Genomic DNA, 22,112 nt, shown 5'->3' with positions numbered 1-22,112 from the left:
CTTGAAGTACGGAGTCATCCATCGTGTCCCAGGGACCGGTCCTGGAACTGCGCGGCATCAACAAGAGCTTCGGTGCCGTTCAGGTCCTTCACGACGTCGCCTTCTCGGTGTACTCAGGAGAGGTGACAGCACTTGTCGGCGACAACGGCGCCGGTAAGTCCACGCTGGTGAAATGCATCGGTGGGATCCACCCCATCGACGCCGGCGACTACTTCTTCGAAGGTGAGAAGGTCCACGTCAGCGGGCCCAGGGACGCCGCCGACCTGGGCGTCGAGATCGTCTACCAGGACCTCGCCCTCTGCGACAACCTGGACATCGTCCAGAACATGTTCCTCGGTCGCGAGCGCAAGAGCGGGCTGGTCCTCGACGAGGCAACGATGGAGGAGATGGCGGCCAAGACCCTCGACGGTCTGTCCGTCCGCACGGTCACCTCGCTCCGCCAGTACGTCGCCAGCCTCTCGGGAGGTCAGCGCCAGACCGTCGCGATCGCCAAGGCCGTCCTGTGGAACAGCAAGGTCGTCATCCTCGACGAGCCGACCGCCGCGCTGGGCGTCGCCCAGACGGCGCAGGTGCTCGAACTGGTCCGGCGGCTGGCCGACAACGGGCTCGCCGTGGTGCTCATCTCGCACAACATGAACGACGTGTTCGCCGTCTCCGACCGGATCGCGGCCCTCTATCTGGGACGGATGGCCGCCCAGGTCAAGACCTCCGAGGTGACCCACTCGCAGGTCGTGGAACTCATCACGGCCGGGCGCAGCGGTGAGCTCGGCATCAAGAACGGCAACGGAGCGGCATCATGACGACGGAAACGCTCCCGGAGCAGGCGCACAAAGCCGACGCGTCCATCGGCGGCTATGTGAAGAACTACCTCGACCGGGTCCGCGGCGGCGAGCTGGGTGCCCTGCCGGCGGTCTTCGGCCTCATCGTGCTCTGCGTGTTGTTCTCGATCCTCAGGCCCGCCTTCCTGACGCCGGGGAACTTCGCGAACCTGTTCACCCAGGGCGCGGCGGTCGTGGTCATCGCGATGGGCCTGATCTTCGTCCTCCTGCTCGGTGAGATCGACCTGTCCGCGGGCTACGCCAGCGGCGTCTGCGCGGCCGTCCTGGCCGTGTCGCTCACCAACAACGGCTGGCCCTGGTACACCGCCGTCGCCGCCGCCATGCTGACCGGTGTCGTCATCGGCCTGGTCCTCGGTGCGCTGGTCGCCAAGCTGGGCGTCCCCTCGTTCGTCGTCACGCTGGCCGCCTTCCTGGGCTTCCAGGGCGTTCTGCTGCTGCTGGTCAAGGGCGGCACGAACATCTCGATCAGGGACACCACGATTCTGGCGATCGCCAACAAGAACGTGCCGCCGATCGTGAGCTGGATCGTGCTGGTCGTCGGCGTGGTCGTCTACGCGGGCATCCAGCTCTTCAGGGCCCGCCGCCGCATCGGCCGCGGACTGCTGGCCGACCCGCTCACGCTCATCGCGTTCCGGGTCCTGTCGCTCGCCGTGATCAGCGGTGTGGCGGTCTACGTGCTGAACCTGGAGCGCAGCCGCAACGCCATCATCGTGTCCCTCAAGGGCGTGCCGATCGTGGTCCCGGTCATCGTGGTGCTGCTGTTCGTGTGGACGTTCGTCCTGCGCCGCACGGCGTACGGCCGGCACATCTACGCCGTGGGCGGCAACGCCGAGGCCTCGCGCCGCGCCGGCATCGACGTGGACCGCATCCGCATCTCGGCGTTCGTCATCTGTTCGTTCATGGCGTCGATCGGCGGCATCATCGCGGCGTCCCGCGCCAACTCGGTCGACCCGAACACGGGCGGCAGCGACGTGCTGCTGTTCGCCGTGGGCGCGGCCGTCATCGGCGGCACCAGCCTGTTCGGCGGCAAGGGCCGGGCCCTCGACGCGGTGCTCGGCGGCGCCGTCGTGGCCGTCATCCAGAACGGCATGGGCCTGATGGGCTACAGCGCGGGGGTGAAGTACGTCGTCACCGGCTCGGTGCTGCTGCTGGCCGCCGGCGTCGACGCCCTGTCCAGGAAGCGGGCGGCCTCGACCGGCCGACGATGAACCCCCTATGAACACAACAAGGTGATCGCCGCCGTAAGGTGATCACCGGTCCCTGACCCCCGAGGAGAACCGAGGCTGTCCAGATGATGCGCGCAGGTCCCTCACAGGAGGAGATCCGCAAGCACAACCTCGGCACACTGCTCCGCCACGTCCACCTGGGAGGGCCCACCTCCCGGGCGGAGCTGACCAGCCTGATGGGGTTGAACCGCAGCACCATCATGGCGCTGACCGCCGACCTGACGGCCGCGGGCCTGGTCCGGGAGGAGCTCCCGAAGGACACCGGCAAGGCGGGGCGCCCGTCGCTGGTCGTCCGGCCGGAGTCGTCAAGGGTCTACGTGCTGGCGTTCGACGTCGGCGTGGACCGGCTCGCCGCGGCCCGCGTCGGCCTCGGCGGGGTGATCCTGGACCGCCGGGTCGCCCTGCGGCAACGCGGGTCGTTCGACATGCCGCAGGTCGTCGCCATCCTGGCGGGGTTCGCCAGGCAGATGCTCCGCAAGACGCGCCCCGACACGATCTGCGTCGGGGCGGCCGCGGCGTTCTGCGGCGCCGTACGGAAGTCGGACGGGGTCGTCAGGATCGGGCCGAACATCGGCCTGGAGGAGATGCCCTTCGGCGAGGAGCTCTCCGGGAAGCTCGCGCTCGGGCTGCCGGTGAACGTCGGGAACGACGCCAACCTCGGCGCGCTCGCCGAGCACACGCGGGGGATCGGGCTGGGCTGCCGCGATCTGGTGTACCTGCACGGCGACGTGGGGATCGGCGGCGGCATCGTGGTGAACGGCCAGCTCCTCGGGGGTTTCGCCGGCTACGGGGGAGAGGTCGGCCACATGATCGTCAACCCCGGCGGCCGGCCGTGCGCCTGCGGCTCCCGGGGCTGCCTCGAAGCCGAGGTGGGGGAGCGGGCGCTGATGGAGCACGCCGGGCGCGGCGGCGGTGAGGCGGTCGGCCGGGACGGCGTGCGGTCCGTGGTCGACGCCGCCGACCGGGGCGACGTGGTCGCCCAGGAGGCGCTCCATGGGGTGGGCAACTGGCTCGGCCTCGGCGTCGCCAACCTGGTCAACATCTTCAACCCCGAGATGGTGATCTTCGGGGGCACGCTCAGAGAGATGTACCTGGGGTCCGCGGCCCAGGTCCGCAGCCAGATCAACACCGGGACCCTCGGCGCGTCGAGGGAGCACCTGCGGCTGCGCACGTCGGGACTGGGGGACGACGCGCCCCTGCTGGGAGCCGCCGAACTCGCCTTCGGCAAGGTGCTCGCGGACCCTCTCGACGTCCTGTCCCGCCAGACCTCGTGACCTGGGTCACAGGCCCGCGAAGTCGGGCGAAAGCCTAAGACGAAGCGCGAATGGGCATTCCACCCCATATGGAAGCGCCGTACGGGGAAGGGGGGACCCCCGATGTCGAGGTGAATGGGCGGTAAAGCACAATTAACGAGAATTCCCTCTCGGGGTGTGAAGGTTCAGTGCGGTTCCTAGAGGGAGAGACGCTCTCGCGAACTACACTCTGGTCTGTTCGAAGACGAGCGAAAGGGATGACTCGGTGGGGATTCTGGAGACGATTAAGGACCCGCTCGATCTGAAGAACCTGGCCGCCGGCGATCTGCCGGAACTCGCCATGGAGATCCGGGACCTGCTGGTCTCCGCCGTGGCCCGCACGGGTGGCCACCTGGGTCCCAACCTCGGTGTGGTGGAGCTGACCATCGCCCTGCACCGCGTCTTCGACTCGCCGCGCGACCGGCTCCTGTTCGACACCGGCCACCAGACGTACGTGCACAAGATGCTGACCGGCCGCGCGGGCGACTTCGGCACGCTGCGGCAGGAGGGCGGGCTGTCCGGCTACCCCAGCCAGGCGGAGTCCGAGCACGACGTGATCGAGAACTCGCACGCCTCCACCGCGCTGTCCTACGCCGACGGCCTGGCCAAGGCGTTCGCCCTCCGCGGCGAGACCGACCGCACCGCGGTCGCGGTGATCGGCGACGGGGCGCTGACGGGCGGCATGGCCTGGGAGGCGCTGAACAACATCGCCGCGCGCAAGGACCTGCCCCTGATCGTCGTGGTCAACGACAACGGGCGCTCCTACTCCCCGACGATCGGCGGCCTCGCCTCACACCTGTCGACCCTGCGGATGACGCAGCGGTACGAGCAGGCGCTGGAACTGGTCAAGAACAACCTCGGCCGGGTGCCCGTCGTCGGCGCGCCCCTGTACGAGACGCTGCACGGCGTCAAGAAGGGGCTGAAGGACATCTTCACCCCGCAGGTCATGTTCGAGGACCTGGGCCTGAAGTACGTGGGCCCGATCGACGGCCATGACGAGCCGGCGGTCGAGGCGGCGCTGCGCCGGGCGAGGGCCTACCGCGGGCCGGTCATCGTCCACGTGCTCACGCACAAGGGACACGGGTACGCGCACGCGGAGAACCACGACGAGGACTGCTTCCACAGCCCGCAGCCCTTCGACGTCGAGACAGGTGAGGAGCGGGCGAGGCCGCACAGCTGGACGAACGTGTTCAGCGAGGAGATGGTGAAGATCGGCGCGCAGCGGGAGGACGTCGTCGCGATCACCGCGGCCATGCTCCACCCGGTCGGGCTCGCCGCCTTCGCCGACGCCTATCCCCAGCGGATCTACGACGTGGGCATCGCGGAGCAGCACGCGCTGACCAGCGCCGCCGGTCTCGCCCTCGGCGGTCTGCACCCCGTGGTCGCGATCTACGCGACCTTCCTCAACCGGGCCTTCGACCAGCTTCTGATGGACGTCGCCCTGCACCGGCTTCCGGTCACGGTCGTGCTCGACCGCGCCGGCGTCACCGGCGACGACGGGCCGAGCCACAACGGCATGTGGGACCTGTCGATGCTCCAGGTGATCCCCGGCCTGTCGATCGCCGTGCCCCGCGACGCCGTACGGCTGCGCGAACTGCTCGCCGAGTCGGTCGCCGTCGAGGGCGGCCCGTCGGTCGTCCGCTTCCCCAAGGGTGCGCTGCCGCGGGAGATCGAGGCCGTGGGCCACCTCGGCGGGATGGACGTGCTGCGGGCCGGCGACCCCGACGTCCTGCTGGTCGCGGTCGGCCCCATGGCCGACATCTGCATGGACGCGGCGACCCTGCTCGACGCCCAGGGCATCTCCGCCACGGTGGTGGACCCCCGCTGGGCCAAGCCGCTCGACGAGGCCCTGGTGCTCGCGGCGGCGGCGCACAAACTGGTCGTGGTCGTCGAGGACGGCGGGCGGTCCGGGGGCGTGGGCGACGCCGTCGCCCGCATGCTGCGCGACGCCGACGTGGACGTTCCGGTGCGGACCTACGGAATTCCCCAGCGGTTCCTCGACCACGCCAAGCGCCAGAAGATCCTCGCCGAGATCGGTCTCACCGGTCAGGACCTCGCCCGGGAGATCACCGAGGCGGTCGCCAAGCGCTCGCCCGTGCTGGAGCGGCATCCCGCGCGCCAGCCGCAGTGACCGGTGCGTGATCCGGCGGCGCCGGACCCGCCCGCCGGGTCCGTGCCCGTCGGCGTGAACCGGGCGTAACACCGGCGATTACGGGAAGTCTGCAGGTCATCGGAACGATGAGGAGCCTGCGGATGAGCGTGTTCCGGACCAAGACGGTTGAGCAGTCGATCCAGGACGCCGAGGGCGGCGAGCATCGCCTGAAGCGGACCCTGAGCGCCCTCGACCTGACCGTGTTCGGAATCGGCGTCATCGTCGGCACGGGCATCTTCGTCCTGACCGGCGTGGCGGCGCGCAACACGGCCGGTCCGGCCGTGGCGCTGTCGTTCGTCGTCGCCGGGATCGCCTGCGGGCTGGCGGCGCTCTGCTACGCCGAGTTCGCGTCCACCGTCCCCGTCGCCGGGTCGGCCTACACCTTCGCCTACGCGACGATCGGGGAGTTCCCCGCGTGGATCATCGGGTGGGACCTCATGCTCGAGATGGCTCTCGGCGCCGCCGTCGTCGCCTCCGGCTGGTCGGGATACCTCACGTCGCTGCTGAGGAACTTCGGGATCGACCTGCCGGCCTCCCTGGCCGGTGACCAGGCCGTCGTCAACGTGCCCGCGGCGCTGATCGTGCTGGCGCTGACGGCCGTCCTGGTGGCCGGCATCAAGCTCTCCGCGCGGTTCAACGCGACCATGGTGGCGATCAAGATGGCGGTGGTCCTGCTCGTCATCGTCGCGGGCCTGTTCTTCGTGAAGGGCGCCAACTACCAGCCGTTCATCCCGCCGTCCCATGTGGTCGAGGGCAGGGGCGGGCTCGCCGCGCCGCTCATCCAGGTGCTGTTCGGCGTGCAGCCCGTGGTCTTCGGTGTCTTCGGGATCTTCACGGGTGCGGCGCTGGTCTTCTTCGCCTACATCGGGTTCGACGTGGTCGCCACGGCGGCGGAGGAGACGCGCAGGCCGCAGCGTGACCTCCCCATCGGCATCATCGTCTCGCTGGCCGTCTGCACGATCCTCTACGTGGTGGTGTCCCTCGTCGTCGTCGGGATGCAGCACTACTCCTCGCTCAGCGTGTCGGCGCCGCTCGCCGACGCCTTCAGGGCGGTGGGGCAGCCGTGGCTGGCGACGCTCATCAGCGTCGGCGGCATCACCGGGCTGACCACGGTCGTGATGATCCTCATGCTGGGACAGAGCCGGGTGCTGTTCGCGATGTGCCGGGACAACCTGCTGCCGCGGTCCCTCGCCCGCGTCCACCCCCGGTTCCGCACGCCGTACCGGATCACTGTCGTCATCGGGGTGGTGACGGCGCTCCTCGCGGCGTTCATCCCGCTCGCGGCGATCGCCGAACTGGTCAACATCGGCACGCTGTTCGCGTTCGTCGTGGTCTCGATCGCGGTGATCATCCTCAGGCGCACCCGGCCGGAACTGCCGCGGTCCTTCCGGACGCCGTGGGTGCCGCTGGTGCCCGTACTGGCGGTGCTGGCCTGCGTTTACCTGATGCTCAACCTGCCGGTCGAGACCTGGCTCAGGTTCGCCGTGTGGATGGTGATCGGCGCCGCGGTCTATTTCGGGTACGGCCACCGCAGGAGCCGCGTCCAGGTCACTGGGGAGCCAGTCCTCGAAAACTGAGGACGGCGCCCGCGGCGGTCAGCAGGAGGCCGCTGCCGCCGAGCAGCAGCCGGTAGCCCCTGAGGCTGAGACGGTGCCTGCCCGCCCCCACCGCCCAGGCGAGGGCCACCTTGGAGCCGCACAGGACCAGGTAGAAGCCGCCCACGAAGGCCAGGGCCGACGCGGGGGAGTGCTCCCACGCGGCGTCGAAGGCCGGTGCGCCGACGGCGATCCAGAACAGCCAGGGATGGGGGTTGAGGAGGTTCACCACGACCGCGCTCAGGACCTGCCGCGCGGAGGACGGCTCGGCGTCGCCGGGCCGCGGCGGTTCGGCCGCACGGGCCTCGCGGATGGTCGAGACGCCCAGGTAGACGACGTAGAGCCCGCCTACGGCCGACAACACGCGCACGAACGTCCCGGGCATCGCCCCGACGGCGGTGAGGGACAGGAGCACCACGGGGAGGTCCGACAGGAGCGGCACACACGCCAGGCGCACTCCGGACCGGAAGCCGCCGCGCAGGCTGGCCGCGATCACGAGGCTCAGCAGCGCGCCCGGAGTGACTCCGGCTCCCAGCCCGAGGCTGAGCCCCAGCAGCAACTCCGTCACGCGGCGCCCCTCCGGATAGATGTTCTGGGGAGGCTATCGAGAGGGCCGCCGGCAGTCGAGCCGGTCTCGGCCGCGGCCTTCCATTCAGGCCGGCCGCGAATCCGGTCAGGGCGGCCGCTGACCGGGAGCCGTGGGCCGGGCGGATCCGTCGATGGGGATGCGCAGGACGAATCGGGCGCCGCCTTGCGGCGACTCTCTGGCCGTCAGGCTTCCCTGGTGGGCGTCGGCGACTTCGCGCGCGATCGCGAGACCCAGACCGGTGCCTCCCCGGTCGCGGCTGCGCGCGGCATCCAGTCTGGTGAATCGCTCGAAGATCCGTTCCCGCTCCGCCTCGGGGACCCCTGTTCCGTCGTCGGAGACCGACAACTCGGCGAAGCGGGCGTCGCGGCGAACCTCGACCTGTACGGCGTGCGCCGCGTGCCGCTGGGCGTTGTCCAGCAGGTTGGTCAGCACGCGGGCCATCTGTATCCGTGAGGCGTGGACGGTCACCCCGGGCTCGAGCCGAAGCCGCACCGGAAACCGGTCCAGGCGCCGGGAAGTCTCCTCCTCGACCAAGCCGGACAGGTCGATCGGTTCGTGTTCGGCCGGCGTCCCCGCGTCCGCGCGCGCCAGCAGGAGCAGGTCGGTGGTGATCGCCTGAAGCCTGTCCACGGCGCTCAGGGCGTCGCGGATCACCAGGTGCCCCTCCGCCTGGCCGGGATGCAACCGTGCCTCCTCCAGGAGGACGCGCAATCCGGCGAGGGGGGTGCGCAGTTCGTGCGAGGCGTCGCCGGCGAACCGGTGCTGCCGCGTCAGTGCCCGCTCGGCACGCCCGCCGGCCTCCTCCAGCCGGTCGAGAGTGCCGTTGATCGTCGTGGCGAGCCGGGCGACCTCCGTCATCCCCCGCGGTTCGGGAACGCGGCGGCCGAGGTCGTCCGCGGTGATCGTGGACAACTCCCTGCGGATGGCCTCGATCGGGGACAGGAGGCGGCCGGTGATCGTCCAGATCGCCCAGGTGGCCACCATGACCAGCACGGCCGCCTCGACGCCGAACAGGAGCCCGCCCATCGAGACGGAGGCTCCGCCCGGCACCCGCCGGGCCGCGTAGACGACGGCGGAGCCCATGGCGGGGTCGACCCTGAAGGCCGCGACGTAGAGGCATCCGAAACGCCGCTGCGCACACGTGCGGACGTCCTGCTGCGGATTGCGTGCCGAGGGCCACACCTGGGTCAGCGGGGCGAGCCCGTGGGCGGCCGTCGAGGCGGCGAGTATTCGGCGGCGCAGGCCGACGACCTGGATCAGGTCGACGCCGAGGACCTGTGGTTCCACCGGGTTCCGCAGATGGCCGAAACGGACGGAGGCCGCGGTCAGCTCGGCCTGCCGCTGGACGGCCAGCCAGGCGGTCTGCCGCTCCGTCTGACGCGTCAACAGCTCTTTCTGCGCACACGCGGGCACCATGAGGAGCACGATCAGCACGGTGATCAGCAGGGCCGTGCGAGATCGTATGGACCATGGGAACGGCCGTGCGAAAGGGGCGGACAGCGGTATCGCGCGCACGAAGACCTCCTCACCGGATCGTCGGCGTTCTGCCGTGACCGCCCCGTGGCCCGAACGCCGTGCGACCATCGGGCCCGCCTGGATCGGGGCGGCTCTGAGCATCGTGGCCTTGGACGGCGGTCCCCGTATCGCATGTTCGAGCGATATTGCATACCGCATACAGATAGGGATGAGGGTAGGCGGATGTCTTCGGCAAGCATCGCGCCCCTCGCCGGCCCCGCCGGAATCGTCGTCGAGCAGCACATGGCCGACGGGCCGGGAGACAACGAAACGTAGGTGCCGCGACCGGGAAGATCGCGGCACCTACGGCTATTCAGGGGCCGGTCAGGCCGCGGGGACGGACGCGACGCCGGGGGCCAGGAAGCGGCTGCCGCTGACCTCCTCGGAGATGCCGGTCCTGTCCAGGTACGGCGTGACGCCGCCGGTGTGGAACGGCCAGCCCGCCCCGAGGATCATGCACAGGTCGATGTCCTCGGCCGCCGACACGACGCGCTCGTCGAGCATGAGCCTGATCTCCTGAGCGAGCGCCCTGAGCGCGCGGAGCCGTACCTCCTCGCCCGTGGACGGCCGCGTGCCGCCCTCGAACAGCGCCCGCACCTCGGGGTCGATCTGGAAGTCGGCCCCATAGACGCCCGGCTTGCCCGCCGCCACGAGCCTGGCCAGGTTCGCCGAGACGCCGTAGCGGCCGGGGAAGGCGGCGTGCATGGTCTCCGCCACGTGCAGCGCGACGGCCGGGCCGACGAGCTGGAGCAGGGCGAAGGGGGTCATCGGCAGTCCGAGGCCGTCGAGCGCGTGGTCGGCCGTCTCCAGGGGCGTGCCCTCGTCGGCGGCGGCGATCACCTCGCCCATGAAGCGCGTCAGCAGCCGGTTGACGACGAACGCCGGGGCGTCCTTGACCAGCACCGACGACTTCTTGAGCGACTTGGCGACGGAGAAGGCCGTCGCCAGCGTCGCGTCGTCGGTGGCCGAGCCCCGGACGATCTCCAGCAGCGGCAGCACGGCGACCGGGTTGAAGAAGTGGAAGCCCACGACCCGCTCGGGGTGCCGCAGCCCGGAGGCCATCTCCGTGATGGACAGAGAGGACGTGTTGGTGGCCAGCACGCACGTCTCGGAGACGACGGCCTCGACCTCGGCGAACACCTGCTGCTTGACCTTGAGGTCCTCGAAGACGGCCTCGATGACGAAGTCGGCGTCCGCGAAGGCGTCCTTGGTGAGCGAGCCGGTGACCAGGGCCTTCAGCCGGTTGGCCTGGTCGCCGGAGATCCTGCCCTTGGCCAGCAGCTTGCCGACCTCGGCGTGGACGTAGCCGACGCCCTTGTCGAGGCGGTCCTGATCGAGGTCGGTCAGGACGACGGGGACCTCGAGCCTGCGCGCGAACAACAACGCGAGCTGCGACGCCATCAGCCCGGCGCCCACGACGCCGACCTTGGTGACCTTGCGGGCGAGCGCCCGGTCCGGTGCGCCCGCGGGCCTCTTGGCCCTGCGCTGCACCAGGTCGAACGCGTACAGCCCCGCCCGCAGCTCGTCGCCCATGAGCAGGTCGGCGAGCGCCTCGTCCTCGGCCGCGAAGCCCTCGTCCCGCGACGCCGTACGGGCCAGGGCGATGAGGTCGAGCGCGCGGTACGGCGCGGGGGATGCGCCGCGGAGCTTGAGGTCGACCAGGGTACGCGACTGCTCGATCACGGGCGTCCAGTCGGCGTCGGTGTGCGACGCCCGCCGCACGGTGATCTCGCCGCGGAGCACCTGGGCGGCCCAGCGCAGCGACTCCTCCAGGAAGTCCGCGGGCTCGAACACGGCGTCGGCGACGCCCAGCTCGAACGCGTCCCGGCCCTTGATCATGCGGTTCTGCGAGAGTGGATTCTCGATGATCAGCTTGATGGCCTTCTCCGGCCCGATGAGGCGGGGGAGGAGCTGAGTTCCGCCCCAGCCGGGCACCAGGCCGAGGAAGCACTCGGGGAGCGCGATCGCCGGCACGCCGGACGAGACCGTCCGGTAGACGCAGTGCAGGGCGATCTCCAGGCCGCCGCCCATCGCCGCGCCGTTGACGAAGGCGAACGACGGGACGCCCAGCTCACCGAGCCGGCGGAAGACGTGGTGGCCGAGCGCGCCGATGGCCGCGGCCTCCTCGTGGGAGGTCACCTCGGCCGCCCCCTTGAGGTCGGCCCCGACACCGAAGATGAACGGCTTGCCGGTGACGCCGACGGCCACGACGTCCGTACGCGCGGCGACGCCGTCGAGGGCCTCGTCGAGGGCGAGGAGGCCGAGCGGGCCGAAGGTGTTCGGCTTGGTGTGGTCGAAGCCGTTGTCCAGCGTGATCAGGGCCATCGTGCCCGCGCCGTACGGCAGGTCGACGTCGCGCACGAGTGCGTTGGTGACGACCTCGTCGGCGTTCTTCCCCGCGAGGAGGGACTTCCACTGCTCGACGTCGCTCATGCCAGGTTCTCCCAGATCACAGTGCCGCCCATGCCCATGCCCACGCACATCGTGGTGATCCCGTACCTGACGTCGGGCCGCTCGGAGAACTCGCGCGCCAGTTGCGTCATCAGCCGCACGCCCGAGGACGCGAGGGGGTGGCCGAACGCGATCGCGCCGCCGTACGGGTTCACGCGGGGGTCGTCGTCGGCGATGCCGAAGTGCTCGAGGAAGGCGAGCACCTGGACGGCGAACGCCTCGTTGATCTCGAACAGGCCGATGTCCCCGATCGACAGGCCGGCGAGGCGCAGCGCCCGCTCGGTGGAGGGGATGGGACCGACGCCCATGACCTCGGGGTCCACGCCGGCGAACGCGTAGGAGACCAGCCGCATGCGCGGCGTCAGGCCCAGCTCCCGCGCGACCTCTTCGGCGGCGACGAGGCAGCCCGTCGCGCCGTCGTTGATTCCGGAGGCGTTGCCCGCGGTGACCCGGCCGTGCGCGCGGAACGGGGTCTTCAGCGCCCCCAGCCCCTCGAGCGTGGTGCCCGGGCGGGGGGCCTCGTCGACGGTCGCCAGGCCCCAGCCCTCGGCGGCCTTGCGCGTCGCCGTCGGCACCAGGTCGGGCTGGATCTTGCCGTCGGCGTACGCCTTGGCGACCTTCTCCTGCGACGCCACCGCGAACGCGTCGGCGCGGTCCTTGGTGATGGAGGGGAACCGGTCGTGCAGGTTCTCCGCGGTCATCCCCATGACCAGGGCCGAGCCGTCGACGAGCTGCTCGGACAGGAAACGGGGGTTGGGGTCGACGCCCTCGCCCATCGGGTGGCGGCCCATGTGCTCGACGCCGCCGGCGATGGCCACGTCGTAGGCGCCGAACGAGATGCCGCCCGCGACGCTGGTCACGGCGGTCATCGCGCCGGCGCACATGCGGTCGACGGCGTAGCCGGGAACCGACTTGGGCAGCCCGGCGAGCACGGCCGCCGACCGGCCGATGGTCAGGCCCTGGTCGCCGATCTGCGTGGTCGCCGCGATGGCGACCTCGTCCACCCGGTCGGGCGGAAGGTTCGGATTGCGCCGCATCAACTCACGGATGACACGGACGACCAGGTCGTCGGCACGCGTCTCGGCGTACAGGCCCTTGGGGCCCGACTTGCCGAAAGGTGTCCGAACGCCGTCGACGAAGACGACTTCACGGGATGCGGGCACGGGGATTCGCTCCTACGGTTCGGCAGCTTCCGAAGCCAATGCTACTGGCCAGTAACCAGCGGCCGGATCGGGGGGTGCGCGGACCGCCTTGCCATACTGGAAATCGCTTTCCTGATCGTCGGCGGGAGGTCGTGTGGTCACACTCGAGGACGTGGCGCGGCATGCCGGCGTCTCGCTCGCCACGGCGTCGCGCGTGCTCAACGGCAGCTCGCGCCAGGTCGGGCGGGCGATGCGGGAGCGGGTCGAGAAGGCCGCCGCCGAGCTCGGATACCGGACCAACGTGGCCGCGCAGACCCTCGCCCGCGGCGCGAGCGACGTCATCGGGCTGGTCGTCCACGACCTCGTCGACCCCTACTTCGCGGCCATCGCCGACGGCGCCATGCGGGCCGCCGACGCCCGCGGTCACATGGTCATGGTCGGCACCACCCACCGCGACCCCGAGCGTGAGATCGCCTACGTCTCGACCCTCCACGCGCAGCGGGTGCGAGCGGTCCTGATCGCCGGTTCCCGCGTCGCCGACGCCGCCGTGACCGACCGGCTGCGGGCCGAACTCGGCCGCTACCGGGAGACGGGCGGCCGCGTCGCCTGCGTCGGGCAGGATCTGCTCGGCGTCGCGACCGTCGCCCCCGCCAACCGGGAGGGGGCGGCCGACCTGGCGAGGGCGCTCGCCGCGCTCGGGCACACCAGGTTCGCCGTGCTGGCGGGACCGCCCCATCTGGTCACGGCGATCGACCGCCGCACCGGCTTCACCGAGGCGCTCGCGGACCTCGGCCTGCCCGAGCCGCAGATCGTGTACGGCTCGTTCGACCGGGGTGGCGGCCACACCGCGGTCCAGGAGGTCGCGGACGCCACGTGCGTGTTCGCCGTCAACGACGTCATGGCCGTCGGCGCGCTCGCCGCCCTGCGGGAACGGGGTGTGCGGGTGCCGGACGACGTCTCGGTGGCGGGCTTCGACGACATCGCCACCCTCCGCGACCTGACGCCGGCCCTGTCGACCGTACGGCTGCCGCTGGCGGACATGGGGGCCCGGGCGGTCGAACTGGCCCTGTCAGGCGACCACGGGGATCCGCCGGTCGTGGCCGGGGTCGAGGGCCGGGTCGTCCTGCGGGACAGCGTCAGGCGCCTTCGATGAGGGTGCCGTAGCGGGCCTTCATCGTGGTCACGACCTCGTCGGGATCCGCGGCCCAGACGTCCGCGTTGAAGATCTCGACCTCGATGTCGCCCGTGTATCCCGCCGCGGCGACGGCGTCGGTCAGCTTCCCGAAGTCGATCACCCCGTCGCCCATCATGCCGCGGCCGAGCAGCACGTCGGCGGGCAGCGGGCTGAGGAAGTCGCAGACCTGGTAGGAGGCGATGCGGCCCTCCGCTCCCGCCCGCTCGATCTGGCCGAAGACCTGGGGATCCCACCAGACGTGGAAGGTGTCGACCACCACCCCGACCGTCTCCGGCGCGTACGGCGCGGCGAGGTCGAGCGCCTGGCCGAGGGTCGACAGGACGGCCCTGTCGGCGCAGTACATGGGATGGAGCGGCTCCAGGGCCAGCCGCACACCGCGCTCGGCGGCGTAGGGGGCGAGCAGCGTGAGAGCGTCTTCGACGTGATTCCGGGCGGCCGTGAGGTCGCGTGAGATCGTGCCGAGGGGTTCGCCCGGCACGACCCCGGGCAGTCCGCCGACCACCATGACGAGGCAGGCGGCCTCCAGGGCGGCCGCCTCGTCGATGGCCCGCCGGTTGTCCTCTTCGAAGCCGGGCGCGGTGAGGAACCCGCCCCTGCAGAGGGACGACACGCGCAGGCCCGCGTTCCGGACGAGCTCGATCGTCTCGCCGAGGCCCTGGGCCGCCACGTCCTGCCGCCACAGTCCGATGGCCTCGAGGCCGTGCCGTACACACCCGTCGACGGCCTCCGCCACCGACCACCGCCGGGTCGTCCACTGGTTCAAAGCCAACCGCCTCACCGCCCCCACCCCTCCGGCGTGATCATGCACAGGTTCGTCGACATGGCCCCTCACCAGCCCCTTTCTTTGTGGTGATCATGCACAGGTTCGTGATCAGGCCGCCTGGCCTGGGCGTATCCAATCGGTGATCATGCACAGATTCGGGATCAAGCCGTCCGAGCTGTGTCGACGCGAATGGTGATCATGCAATGGTCCGGTGGACGCCCGGGCCATTGCATGATCACGATCGGCGTTCCCGCAGGTCAGGCTGGTTGATCCCGAACCTGTGCATGATCACGGCGGGCGTTTCCGCAGGCCGGGCATGCCGTACGCGAATCTGTGCATGATCACGACCAGGGGAGTGCCTGGTCGGGTGGCATGATCACGAACCTGTGCATGATCACGCCTGGGGGAGGAGGGTGGTCATGCGGTGGGCGGCCAACTCGGGGTCGGGGAGCAGGCCGGCCTGGTCGGCGAGGCGGAACACCTCGGCGAGGTGTTCGATCGACCGGGCCGACTGGGCGCCGTTCACCATGACGAAGTCGTCCTGGTGCCCCGCCAGCCAGGCGAGGAAGACGATCCCCGTCTTGTAGTGGTACGTCGGAGCCTCGAAGATCTTCCGCGACAACGCCACCGTCGGCCCAAATATCTCCTCATAAATGGCGAAATGTCGGGCCCGAGCGGTCGCGTCCTCCGCCGACTCGGCCCGATCCAGCGCCTCCAGCGCGGCCGCGGCCGCCGGCGCGATGGCGTCGAAGATCCCCAGCAGTGCGTGCGACCCCGACCTGATGAGCGAGGGGTAGTTGAAGTCGTCCCCCGTGTACAGCCGCACGCCTTCCGGCAGGGCCGCGCGCAGGCGCACCTCGTGGTCCTCGTCCAGCAGCGACACCTTGACGCCCTCCACCTTGGGGGCGTGCTCGCGGACGAGGGCGAGGAACGACTCGGTCGCCGTCTCCACGTCGGGCGACCCCCAATACCCGGCGAGCAGGGGGTCGAACATCTCGCCCAGCCAGTGCAGGATCACCGGCCGGTCCGCCTGGCCGAGCAGCCTGCCGTACACCGTGTGGTAGTCCTCGGGCCCCCGCGCGACCCGGGCGAGTTGCCGGCTGGCCATCAGGATCACGCCGGCCCCCGCCGCGCGGACGGTCTCCACCTGCTCGAGATAGGCGGCGGTGATCTCATCGAGTGAGCCGGCGTCCGGTGCGTGGTCGGTCCCCGCGCCGCAGGCCACCAGGTCGGCGGGGTCGCCCAGCGCACGGGCCTCGGCCGCGCTGCGGGCGATCAGCTCGCGCGTCGCCGCCCAGTCGAGGCCCATGTTCCGCTGCGCGGTGTCCATGGCGTCCGCGACGCGGAAGCCGTACGACCACAGGTGCCGCCGGAACCGCAGCGTGGCGTCCCAGTCGACCGCGGCCGGCCGTCCGGGACCGTTGCCCCCGTGGACGTCCGCGACCACGTGCGCCGCCGCGTAGGCGACCCGCCGGCCCGGCGGGCCGCTCGGGCGCGTCCAGGTGACGGGTTCCCCCAGTTCGTACGGCTCTCGCACCCCCGGCAGCGAGATGACGGGACCGGTCACAGCGACTCCACCTGGAGACGGCGGCCCTCGGCGTGCGAGCGGAGGCCGAGCTCGGCGATCCGCACGCCACGGGCGCCGGAGGCGAACGAGTACGGGAAGGGGGCGTCCTCCAGCACGTGCCGGACGAACATCTCCCACTGGATCTTGAAGCCGTTGTCGAAGTCGGTGTTGTCCGGCACCCGCTGCCACTGGTCGCGGAAGGACTCGGTGACGGGCAGGTCGGGGTTCCACACCGGCCGGGGCGTGCCCGCGCGGTGCTGGATCCGGCACTCCCGCAGCCCGGCGACCGCGCTGCCGTGGGTTCCGTCCACCTGGAACTCCACCAGTTCGTCGCGGTTCACCCGGACCGCCCAGGAGGAGTTGATCTGGGCCACGATCCCGCCTTCAAGCTCGAAGACGCCGTAGGCCGCGTCGTCCGCGGTCGCCTCGTACGGCTTGCCGCTCTCGTCCCAGCGCTCGGTGATGTGGGTGCTGACGTGCGCGTACACCGACTCGACCCGGCCGAACAGGTTCTCCAGCACGTAGGCCCAGTGGGGGAACATGTCGAGCACGATGCCCCCGCCGTCCTTGGCACGGTAGTTCCACGAGGGCCGCTGCGCCGGCTGCCAGTCGCCCTCGAACACCCAGTAGCCGAACTCGCCCCGCACCGAGAGGATCCGCCCGAAGAACCCGCCGTCGACGAGTCGCTTGAGCTTGAGTAGCCCAGGCAGGAACAGCTTGTCCTGGACGACGCCGTTCTTCACCCCGGCCTCCCGGGCGGCCTCGGCCAGCCGTACGGCGTCGGCCACGGTCTCCGCGGTCGGCTTCTCGGTGTAGACGTGCTTGCCCCGCGCGATCGCCTTGAGCGTCGCGGGAACCCGGGCCTGCGTCACCTGGGCGTCGAAGTAGATCTCGTTGGCCGGGTCGGCCAGGGCGGCGTCCAGGTCGGTGGTGTAGTCGGCGACGCCGTGCCGGGCGGCGATGTCGGCGAGTTTGCCGAGGGTGCGGCCGACGAGCACGGGCCGCAGGCGCACCCGGCTGCCGTCGGAAAGGGCCACCCCGCCCTGTTCGTTGATGGCGAGAACGGAACGGACCAGATGCTGGCGGTATCCCATCCGCCCGGTCACACCGCTCATCACGACGCCGAGAACGCGGTCGCTCATCCGAGGCACTCCTGATCGACGAGGGGAAAGCGCTTTCCCGGCGAGAATAACATCGCTGGGCACAGGCACCACGCAAGGGGTCAGACCCGGACAAAGCTCACGGGCACCCCAGGAATCGAGGAGCCGCTCAGACCTCGCCCTTGATCTCCAGGCGTTCGAGGGACTTGGCCATCGGATGAGCGGTCAGCGTTATCTGCCACTGCCGGGCTCCGAGCCCGCGCAGCCGCTCGGCGATGGCCTCCTCGGACAGATCCGCGGGCGGCTCCCACGCGAGCCGGCGCACCGCGTCCGGCTGGAGCAGGTTCTCGATCGGCATGCGGTGGGCGTCGGCGAGCGCCGCGACCACCGTGCGAACCGCCGCGAGCCGCCGCGCGGCCGCGGGGTCGCGGTCGGCCCACCGGTTGGCGGGAGGCGGGCCGTCTCCCTGCCCGACCGGTTGGGGCAGCTCCGACTCGGCCAGCCCGCGTGCCCGGTTCACCGCGCCGAGCCAGTCGCGCAGGTGCCGCCGGGCGCTGCGGCCCGTGAACGGGGCGATCTCGGTCAGCGCCTTGGTGGTGCGCGGCTGGTCGAGCGCGGCCTGCACGATCGCCGAGTCCGGCAGCACCCGGCCGGGCGCGAGGTCGGAGGTCCGCGCGATCTCGTCCCTGAGCGCCCACAACTCGCGCACGACGGCGAGGCCGCGCAACGTGCGCACACGGTGTATCCCCGAGGTCCGCCGCCACGGATCACTCCTCGGAGGGTGCCCGGGAGCGGCCACGATGGAGGCGAACTCCTCCAGCGCCCAGTCGAGCTTGCCGGTGGAGTCGAGTTCCGCGTGCAGGGCGTCGCGGAGCTCGATCAGCACCTCGACGTCGAGCGCGGCGTACCGAAGCCAGGCCTCCGGAAGGGGCCGGGTCGACCAGTCGGCCGCCGAGTGCCCCTTCTCCAGCCGCAACCCGAGGACGACCTCCACCATCGTGCCGAGCCCGACGCGCTCGTAGCCCAGCAGCCTGCCCGCCAGTTCGGTGTCGAACAGCCGCCGCGGCCGGAAGCCGAGCTCGGACAGGCACGGCAGGTCCTGTGTCGCCGCGTGCAGCACGATCTCGGCGTCCTCGAGGACGTGGTCGAGCCCGCTCAGGTCGGGGCAGCCGATCGGGTCGATGAGTGCGCTGCCCGCGCCCGTACGGCGAAGCTGGACGAGGTAGGCCCGGCCGCTGTAGCGGTAGCCCGACGCGCGCTCGGCGTCGACGGCCACGGGGCCGGTGCCCCCGGCGAACGCGCGCACGACAGCCTCGAGCGCCGCCGGGTCCTCGATGACGGGCGGGATACCTTCTCGCGGCTCCAACAGGGGCTGGACTTCGGGTTCTGTCACAGGTTCTCGGTCACAGGTTAAGGAACTTTCGGATCTTCTCGGCGGGCCGGGCGCGGGTGAAGCGCCGCGACGTCGGGGGGCAGCGGCGGTATGCCCGCCGCGAGGCACATCAGGTCGCACCAGGCGGCGACGTGTGCGGACAGGTCCTCGTCCAGCGGCGACCAGGACGCCCGCAGCTCCAGCTCGGTGGTGACGGGATCCTCGGCCTTGTTGCCGAACCCCTCCGACACCGCGCGCGTGACCGTGCCGCCGGCGGCGGCATAGTTCGCGCCGTGCGAGTCGAGCGCCTCGGTGAGCCAGCTCCACGCTACCGGCCCGAGCAGCGGATCGGAGGTGATCTCCGGTTCCATGTCGGCGCGGACGTAGGCGACCAGGCGGAACGGGCCTTCCCAGCCCCGCTGGCCGTCCGGGTCGAACAGCATGATCAGGCGGCCGACGGCGAGCTCGTCGTCCTCGCGGTACACGGAGGCTCCGACCGCTCCCGAATAGGGCGCGAGGCGCTGGGGGGCGGGGATGTCCTCCAGCTCGATCTCCGGCCTCACCTCGGCGGGGCGCAGCGTCTCCAGGGCGCGCCGGAAGGCGGCGGGAGGCGCTGGCGGTTCACCGAGGGTCATGACCGAAGAGTAGGTCGGATTCGGGATGGCGCGAAGCAGGGGGGTGGCGATGGGGGGCATGGATGGTCGTCAAGCCGTCGCCGTCACAACCAGCAACGCGCCCCCGCAGGCCGGGCAGGGTGGGTGCTCGAACGTGCGCCCGGCGTCGCAGCCGGCACAGTGCTCAGTGCGGCGTTCGGGGGAACTCCACATCGAAGTCATCGCTCCGGGCCTCTCGTCGGATCCGCGGTCGTGTCGGTCGCTCAGGACTGCTCCGACGTTGGCACGTCCCGCCGACATTTCCCCGCAACGCGCTCGGCGTGTCTCGAAAGTGGCATTGGAATCGATGCCGGATGGTCGATTGACGAACATTTTGCCGAGCTGTGAAGGGATTCGCAGGGCGGGGTGGGCCCACCATACCGATCATTGGTGCCCCGTGTGCCGCGCCATGCCGGGGTCGACGAAGATCGTCCAATGAAGATCATCCCGTTGCCGTCCCCAGGTGAGAGGTTGGCGCACCGGGCGGTCGTCCGGCGTGGGACGCTGGAGGAGTGAATCCCCAGCTGGCCGAGTCCGCCTTTCTCCGCGCCTGCCGGCGCGAGCCCGTCCCGCATACGCCCGTCTGGTTCATGCGCCAGGCCGGCCGGTCGCTGCCCGAATACCGGCGCGTCAGGGAGGGCCACGCGATGCTCACCGCGTGCGCCACGCCGGATCTCGTGGTGGAGGTCACCATGCAGCCCGTCCGCCGGTACGGCGTGGACGCGGCGATCTTCTTCAGCGACATCGTGGTGCCGCTGAAGGCCATCGGGGTGGACCTGGACATCAAGCCCGGCGTCGGCCCGGTCGTGGAGTCGCCGATCGGAGACCACGCGGGAGTCGCGCGCCTGCGGGCCCTGGAGCCGGACGACGTCCCCTACATCACCGAGGCGGTGGAGGCGCTCGTCAAGGAGCTCGACGCGACCCCGCTCATCGGTTTCGCGGGAGGGCCCTTCACGCTCGCGTCCTACCTGATCGAGGGCGGCCCCTCCAAGAACCACGACCGGACCAAGGCCATGATGTACGGCGAGCCGGAGTTGTGGCACGAGCTGATGGACCGGCTCACCACGATCACCCTGGCGTTCCTCCGCGTCCAGGCCTCCGCGGGCGCCTCCGCGGTGCAGCTGTTCGACTCCTGGGTCGGCGCCGTCGCCCCTGAGGACTACCGCACCTATGTGCTCCCTCACACCAGCCGGATCTTCACCGAGCTGGCCGATCTCGAAGTGCCGCGGATCCACTTCGGCGTCGGGACGGGCGAGCTGCTGGGCCTCATGGGCGAGGCCGGGGCCGACGTGGTCGGGGTCGACTGGCGGGTGCCGCTCGACGAGGCCGCCCTGCGGGTCGGCGCGGGCAAGGCGCTCCAGGGCAACCTCGACCCCGCGATCCTGCTCGCCCCGTGGAAGGTGGTGGAGGAGCGCGCACGCGACGTGGTGGAGCGGGGCCGGGTGGCGGAGGGGCACGTGTTCAACCTCGGACACGGCGTGCTCCCGTCCACCGACCCCGGCCAGCTGGCGCGTCTCACCGACCTCGTGCACGAGGTGTCCGCGCGCTGATCCTCACCGCGCCGGCGGCGGCCCCACGTGCGGGCCGCCCGGTTGTCCGCCGGGCTGACCGCCGGGCTGACCACCGTGAGGCGGGCCGACGGGAGTGCCGGGAGGCGGTCCCATGGGTCCGCCCACCATCGCCGGCACGGGCGGCGGGCCGCCCGGCCCCTTCGGCGGAGTGCCCGGCCCCGGGTTCGGCGGCGTACGGCGCCTGACGCGGCGCATCACCGCGATCACGGCCAGCCAGACGACGCCGGCCACGACCAGCCACGGGAGCAGCGCCCCCAACACGGCGAGGGCGATCTCGGTCGACGCCGCCAGCGTCCCCCAGCCCTTCTTGAGCCCCGCGAGGAAGCTCGGCTCATCCGGCTCCGCGGCCTTCGCCGCCTGCGCCGGCGTGGGCGGCAGGGTCACCGTGAGCGTGATGGTCGCCATCGCGGTCTGTGCCGACAGCGCCCTCTGCCGGGCCTGCAGCGACTCGAGGTCGGACTCCCTGCTGGAGATCTCCCGCTCGATCTCCATGATCTCGCCGATCTGCGTGGCCTTCGACAGCAGCAGGCGGAACTGGGCGAGCGACGACTTGGCGGACTTCACGCGGCTGTCGACGTCGGCGACCTCGCCGGTGACGTCCTCCGTGCTCTGACGTTGCGACGCCCGCTTGCCCAGGTCACGGCCGAGTTGCGCGAGCACGTCCGGGTACTGGGCCGCGGGGACCTTGAAGGTGACGACCGCGATGTCGTTTCCCGGCTGGGAGCTGCTCTGCTCGTCGGAGGCGTAGCCGCCGGCCGTGGAGACGATCTGCCGGCCCTTGTCGGCGGCGCCCCACACGTCCTTGGCCTGCACGGTCAATTCCGCCCTGCGGATGACGGATCTGTTCGAGGGCTCGAGCTTGGAGTTGTCCGCCGTCGGGGCCTTGGGGGCGCCGGGATTCCCGGCGGCGTCCTGGCCGGTGCCTCCACCGGTCACCGACTCGGGGGCCGCCGGGGCGGCCACACCGTCGGCCGTGCTTGACGTGCCCGACTCGGAGCCGGCGGCGCACCCCGAGATCAGGAAGGCGGTCGCCGCGACGAGCGCGATGCCGTACCGGATTCGTCTCATGCTCTTGAGACGGACCCCCGTA

17 protein-coding genes are annotated in these 22,112 nt (G+C 71.1%); 7 read left to right on the top strand and 10 right to left on the bottom strand.

The window, feature by feature from the left end; translation table 11 throughout:
• The first annotated feature begins 23 nt into the window (after window positions 1–23).
• The 5 genes from Psi02_RS13110 (at window position 24) to Psi02_RS13090 (ending at window position 7,086) form a co-directional block, all read left to right on the top strand.
• Window positions 24–800 (top strand): ATP-binding cassette domain-containing protein, encoded by a 777-nt coding sequence (locus Psi02_RS13110; RefSeq protein ID WP_239094847.1) that lies wholly within the window; start codon window positions 24–26, stop codon window positions 798–800.
• Entirely contained in the window at window positions 797–2,047 is a 1,251-nt protein-coding gene (locus Psi02_RS13105; protein ID WP_203973880.1) for a sugar ABC transporter permease, read from the top strand. Before Psi02_RS13110 ends, Psi02_RS13105 begins: the two co-directional genes overlap by 4 nt.
• Before the next feature lie 86 nt (window positions 2,048–2,133).
• A complete protein-coding gene (locus tag Psi02_RS13100) occupies window positions 2,134–3,339 on the top strand; it encodes an ROK family transcriptional regulator (RefSeq protein ID WP_203974011.1) in 1,206 nt (401 codons plus the stop codon).
• Between the two features lie 244 nt (window positions 3,340–3,583).
• Window positions 3,584–5,488, top strand: a complete 1,905-nt coding sequence (gene dxs, locus Psi02_RS13095) for a 1-deoxy-D-xylulose-5-phosphate synthase (RefSeq protein ID WP_203973879.1) — start codon at window positions 3,584–3,586, stop codon at window positions 5,486–5,488.
• Window positions 5,489–5,610: 122 nt separating this feature from the next.
• Window positions 5,611–7,086, top strand: a complete 1,476-nt coding sequence (locus Psi02_RS13090; protein ID WP_275415190.1) for an amino acid permease — start codon at window positions 5,611–5,613, stop codon at window positions 7,084–7,086.
• Here Psi02_RS13090 and Psi02_RS13085 read toward each other — a convergent pair.
• The 4 genes from Psi02_RS13085 to Psi02_RS13070 all read right to left on the bottom strand — a co-directional run bounded on the left by Psi02_RS13085 (window position 7,058) and on the right by Psi02_RS13070 (window position 12,822).
• Window positions 7,058–7,672: a LysE family translocator gene (locus Psi02_RS13085; protein WP_203973878.1), complete on the bottom strand. Its 615-nt coding sequence runs from the start codon at window positions 7,670–7,672 to the stop codon at window positions 7,058–7,060. The genes Psi02_RS13090 and Psi02_RS13085 overlap by 29 nt on opposite strands.
• Before the next feature lie 105 nt (window positions 7,673–7,777).
• Window positions 7,778–9,208, bottom strand: coding sequence for a sensor histidine kinase (locus Psi02_RS13080; RefSeq protein ID WP_203973876.1), 1,431 nt, complete (start codon window positions 9,206–9,208; stop codon window positions 7,778–7,780).
• A 324-nt stretch (window positions 9,209–9,532) separates the two neighbouring features.
• On the bottom strand, window positions 9,533–11,641 hold the full coding sequence (locus Psi02_RS13075; RefSeq protein ID WP_203973874.1) for a 3-hydroxyacyl-CoA dehydrogenase NAD-binding domain-containing protein: 2,109 nt from the start codon (window positions 11,639–11,641) through the stop codon (window positions 9,533–9,535).
• Window positions 11,638–12,822 carry a thiolase family protein gene (locus tag Psi02_RS13070; protein ID WP_203973872.1) on the bottom strand — a complete coding sequence of 395 codons (1,185 nt, stop codon included), beginning with the start codon at window positions 12,820–12,822 and terminating at the stop codon, window positions 11,638–11,640. The genes Psi02_RS13075 and Psi02_RS13070 overlap by 4 nt, the downstream gene beginning before the upstream one ends.
• A gap of 133 nt (window positions 12,823–12,955) precedes the next feature.
• On the opposite strand from Psi02_RS13070, the gene Psi02_RS13065 reads away from it, so the two are divergent.
• A complete protein-coding gene (locus Psi02_RS13065; protein ID WP_203973870.1) occupies window positions 12,956–13,954 on the top strand; it encodes a LacI family DNA-binding transcriptional regulator in 999 nt (332 codons plus the stop codon).
• Here the strand turns inward: Psi02_RS13065 and Psi02_RS13060 are convergent.
• The 5 genes from Psi02_RS13060 to Psi02_RS13040 form a co-directional block, all read right to left on the bottom strand.
• Window positions 13,938–14,804 carry a sugar phosphate isomerase/epimerase family protein gene (locus Psi02_RS13060; RefSeq protein WP_239094846.1) on the bottom strand — a complete coding sequence of 289 codons (867 nt, stop codon included), beginning with the start codon at window positions 14,802–14,804 and terminating at the stop codon, window positions 13,938–13,940. The genes Psi02_RS13065 and Psi02_RS13060 overlap by 17 nt on opposite strands.
• A gap of 349 nt (window positions 14,805–15,153) precedes the next feature.
• On the bottom strand, window positions 15,154–16,326 hold the full coding sequence (locus Psi02_RS13055) for a dihydrodipicolinate synthase family protein (protein ID WP_275415189.1): 1,173 nt from the start codon (window positions 16,324–16,326) through the stop codon (window positions 15,154–15,156).
• The gene (locus Psi02_RS13050; protein ID WP_203973868.1) at window positions 16,323–17,468 is read right to left on the bottom strand and encodes a Gfo/Idh/MocA family protein; all 1,146 of its coding nucleotides are present in this window, start codon (window positions 17,466–17,468) and stop codon (window positions 16,323–16,325) included. Before Psi02_RS13050 ends, Psi02_RS13055 begins: the two co-directional genes overlap by 4 nt.
• A gap of 127 nt (window positions 17,469–17,595) precedes the next feature.
• On the bottom strand, window positions 17,596–18,819 hold the full coding sequence (locus tag Psi02_RS13045; RefSeq protein WP_203973866.1) for a ribonuclease D: 1,224 nt from the start codon (window positions 18,817–18,819) through the stop codon (window positions 17,596–17,598).
• 17 nt (window positions 18,820–18,836) lie between these two features.
• Window positions 18,837–19,433 carry a DUF3000 domain-containing protein gene (locus Psi02_RS13040; RefSeq protein ID WP_203973864.1) on the bottom strand — a complete coding sequence of 199 codons (597 nt, stop codon included), beginning with the start codon at window positions 19,431–19,433 and terminating at the stop codon, window positions 18,837–18,839.
• A 530-nt stretch (window positions 19,434–19,963) separates the two neighbouring features.
• On the opposite strand from Psi02_RS13040, the gene hemE reads away from it, so the two are divergent.
• Window positions 19,964–21,001 (top strand): uroporphyrinogen decarboxylase, encoded by a 1,038-nt coding sequence (gene hemE / locus Psi02_RS13035; protein ID WP_203973862.1) that lies wholly within the window; start codon window positions 19,964–19,966, stop codon window positions 20,999–21,001.
• A 3-nt stretch (window positions 21,002–21,004) separates the two neighbouring features.
• Here hemE and Psi02_RS13030 read toward each other — a convergent pair whose 3' ends face one another.
• A complete protein-coding gene (locus Psi02_RS13030; RefSeq protein WP_203973860.1) occupies window positions 21,005–22,090 on the bottom strand; it encodes a DUF4349 domain-containing protein in 1,086 nt (361 codons plus the stop codon).
• Between the last annotated feature and the right edge of the window lie 22 nt (window positions 22,091–22,112).

Source organism: Planotetraspora silvatica (assembly GCF_016863315.1).
GTDB classification, from domain to species: domain Bacteria; phylum Actinomycetota; class Actinomycetes; order Streptosporangiales; family Streptosporangiaceae; genus Planotetraspora; species Planotetraspora silvatica.
The sequence above is the reverse complement of the archived record's forward strand: the minus strand, read 5'-3'. Positions and strand labels throughout refer to the sequence as shown.

Bases quoted from the DNA above. Each gene is read 5' to 3' on its own strand.
- Psi02_RS13075 (WP_203973874.1), bottom strand. From the start codon at position 11,641: ATGAGCGACGTCGAGCAGTGGAAGTCCCTCCTCGCGGGGAAGAACGCC.
- Psi02_RS13040 (WP_203973864.1), bottom strand. From the start codon at position 19,433: ATGACCCTCGGTGAACCGCCAGCGCCTCCCGCCGCCTTCCGGCGCGCC.
- Psi02_RS13100 (WP_203974011.1), top strand. From the start codon at position 2,134: ATGCGCGCAGGTCCCTCACAGGAGGAGATCCGCAAGCACAACCTCGGC.
- Psi02_RS13030 (WP_203973860.1), bottom strand. From the start codon at position 22,090: ATGAGACGAATCCGGTACGGCATCGCGCTCGTCGCGGCGACCGCCTTC.
- Psi02_RS13105 (WP_203973880.1), top strand. From the start codon at position 797: ATGACGACGGAAACGCTCCCGGAGCAGGCGCACAAAGCCGACGCGTCC.
- Psi02_RS13050 (WP_203973868.1), bottom strand. From the start codon at position 17,468: ATGAGCGACCGCGTTCTCGGCGTCGTGATGAGCGGTGTGACCGGGCGG.
- Psi02_RS13090 (WP_275415190.1), top strand. From the start codon at position 5,611: ATGAGCGTGTTCCGGACCAAGACGGTTGAGCAGTCGATCCAGGACGCC.